The sequence below is a fragment of the Streptomyces huiliensis genome, assembly GCF_020037025.1.
GTDB lineage: Bacteria > Actinomycetota > Actinomycetes > Streptomycetales > Streptomycetaceae > Streptomyces > Streptomyces huiliensis.
The window spans coordinates 1-2394 of the sequence record NZ_JAIQLH010000365.1 but is presented as its reverse complement, the minus strand read 5'-3'; the positions used below and the strand labels follow the sequence as shown (position 1 = coordinate 2394).

Below are 2394 nucleotides of genomic sequence, written 5' to 3'. Positions count from 1 at the left end.
GGCCTCGGCGCCGCCGGGCCGCCGCCGGACCAGCGCCCGGCGGCCCCCCTCCGCCGGGCGGGCGGCGACCCACCACACGTCGTCGCCGACCCAGCCGACGAAGTCGGGGCGGCCGCCGTGCTCCGCCACCAGGGCGGCGTCCACGGGGGACGGCCAGGTTCCGCAGGGCGCCGTGGGCACCATGATCTTTACGCCTCCTCGGGCAGGGGGTGGATGCGGGGACTCGGCTCGTGCATCACAAAGCGGTCCAGGACGCGTACGCCGAAGTGGAGGGCGTCCACGGGGACCCGCTCGTCGACGCCGTGGAACAGGCCCTGGTAGTCGAAGCCCGGCGGCAGCCGGAGCGGGGAGAAGCCGTAGGCGGCGATGCCGAGCCGGGAGAACTGCTTGGCGTCCGTGCCGCCGGACATGCAGAACGGCACCACGTGCCCGTCGGGGTCGAAGTGCTCCAGCGCGGCGCGCATCCGGGCGAACACCGGTGCGTCCACCGGCGCCTGGAGGGCCCGCTCGCGGTGGAAGAACGACCAGTCCACGTCCGGTCCCGTGAGCCGGTCCAGGGTGGCGGTGAACTCGTCGTCCGCGCCCGGCACGGTCCGGCCGTCGACGAACGCGGTGGCCGTCCCCGGGATGACGTTGATCTTGTAACCGGCGCTGAGCATGGTGGGGTTGGCGCTGTTGCGGACGGTCGCCGCCGCCAGCTTGGCGGCGGGTCCCAGCTTGGCCAGCAGCTCCTCCACCTCCTCCGGCCCCGGCCCGGAACGGTCCACGTCGATGCCGTGCGCGGCGGCCAGTTCGCGCAGCGCGGCCTTGACGACCGGGGTCAGCCGGATCGGCCACTCGTGCTCGGCGATCCGGGTGACGGCCGCGGCCAGCCGGGCGACCGCGTTCGCGCGGTTCACCTTGGAGCCGTGCCCGGCGGTGCCGCGGGCCCGCAGCTCCACCCACGCCGAACCGCGCTCCCCCGCCGCCACCGGGTAGATCCGCACCCCGCCGGCGCCGTGGACGGTGTACGCGCCCGACTCGCCGATCGCCTCCGTGCAGCCCTCGAACAGGGCGGCGTGCTCGTCCGCGAGGAAGGCCGCGCCGGTCTCGCCCTTGTCCTCCTCGTCCGCGGTGAACGCGAGCACGATGTCGCGCGGCGGCACGGCGCCCGCGCGCGCCCAGGAGCGGACCAGGGCCAGCACCATGGCGTCCGTGTTCTTCATGTCGAGTGCGCCGCGGCCCCAGACGACGCCGTCCCGCACCTCGCCGGAGAACGGGTGCACCGTCCAGTCCGCGGGCTCGGCCGGCACCACGTCCAGGTGCCCGTGGACGAGCAGCGCCCCGGCGACCGGGTCCGCGCCCGGGACCCGGGCCACCACGTTGGTCCGCCCCGGCTTCCGCTCCAGCAGGAACGGCTCGATCCCCGCCTCGGCGAGCCGCTCCGCCACGTACTCGGCCGCGGGCCGCTCCCGGCAGTCGCCGCCGCCGCGGTTGGTGGTGTCGATCCGAATCAGATCGGAGGTGAACCGGACGACTTCCTCCAGCGCCCGCGCGTCCACCCGCCCGCCGCCGTCGCCGTCCGATCCTGCCGTGCCACTAGCCATACGCTTCCTCCACCGCCCCTGCCACGACGGGACGGATCGCCTCGGACATGGTCGGCGTGGTGCGGCGCGTCGGGCCGGGCGAAGCGACGCCCGTACGGCGCGTCGGGCCGAGCGGCGCGGAACCCGTACGGCCCGCCGGCCGGCGGCGGTGCACGCCCCCGCACCACCCGGCCCCCTCGGCGCGCACGGCACACCCGCTCCCCCGGCCGTCACCCGTCACCAGCACCACCGTTCCACCGTAAGCGCCCCCACCGCCGAACCCGCACGACCCGTCGAACCACCGCGCGCCGTCCACCCGTACGCCGTGCCCGCGCGCCGGGGCGCCCCCGGCGGGCCGCCCCACCCGACCCGGACGGCCCACGGCGGCGACGGCGCCGCCCGCGGCCCGCGCCGGCGCCCGCGAAGTCCGGGATCTTGACCATCCCCCCGTTCTACCTCAGTCGTCAGGCGTCCGCACGGGTCGCGGAGCGGCTTCCCGCGGCCGACTCGGCGGCGGCGGGGGCTCTTTCGGGGGCTTCCGCCATAAACTCGGCCAGAGAAAGTGGAATTGGCCGTATATCGCCGCTCCGCGCCCACGTGCGGCTACGCAGTCGGCCCCTACCGCCGCAACCCCAGCACCCGGTGCGGCCGGTAAGGCGCCTCCAGTTGGGCGATCTCGTCCTCGGTGAGCGTCACGTCCACGGCGGCCACCGCGTCGTCCACGTGCGTGGCACGCGTGGCGCCGATGATGGGGGCGGCGACGGCCGGTTTGGAGAGGAGCCAGGCGAGGGCGATGCGGGCCGGGGGGAGGGCTCGGGCGGTGGCGACG

The 2394-nt window shown here is 76.0% G+C and carries 3 protein-coding genes; all 3 read right to left on the bottom strand.

Going from position 1 to position 2394, the window contains the following annotated elements:
- Positions 1–183 (bottom strand): hypothetical protein (locus tag JNW98_RS33400; RefSeq protein WP_223772048.1); only part of this gene is annotated, 183 nt, incomplete at its 3' end.
- Between the two features lie 5 nt (positions 184–188).
- Positions 189–1586 (bottom strand): M20/M25/M40 family metallo-hydrolase, encoded by a 1398-nt coding sequence (locus tag JNW98_RS33395; protein WP_223772047.1) that lies wholly within the window; start codon positions 1584–1586, stop codon positions 189–191.
- Positions 1587–2183: 597 nt separating this feature from the next.
- A partial coding sequence (locus tag JNW98_RS33390) for an aldo/keto reductase (RefSeq protein WP_223772046.1) occupies positions 2184–2394 on the bottom strand: 211 nt, incomplete at its 5' end.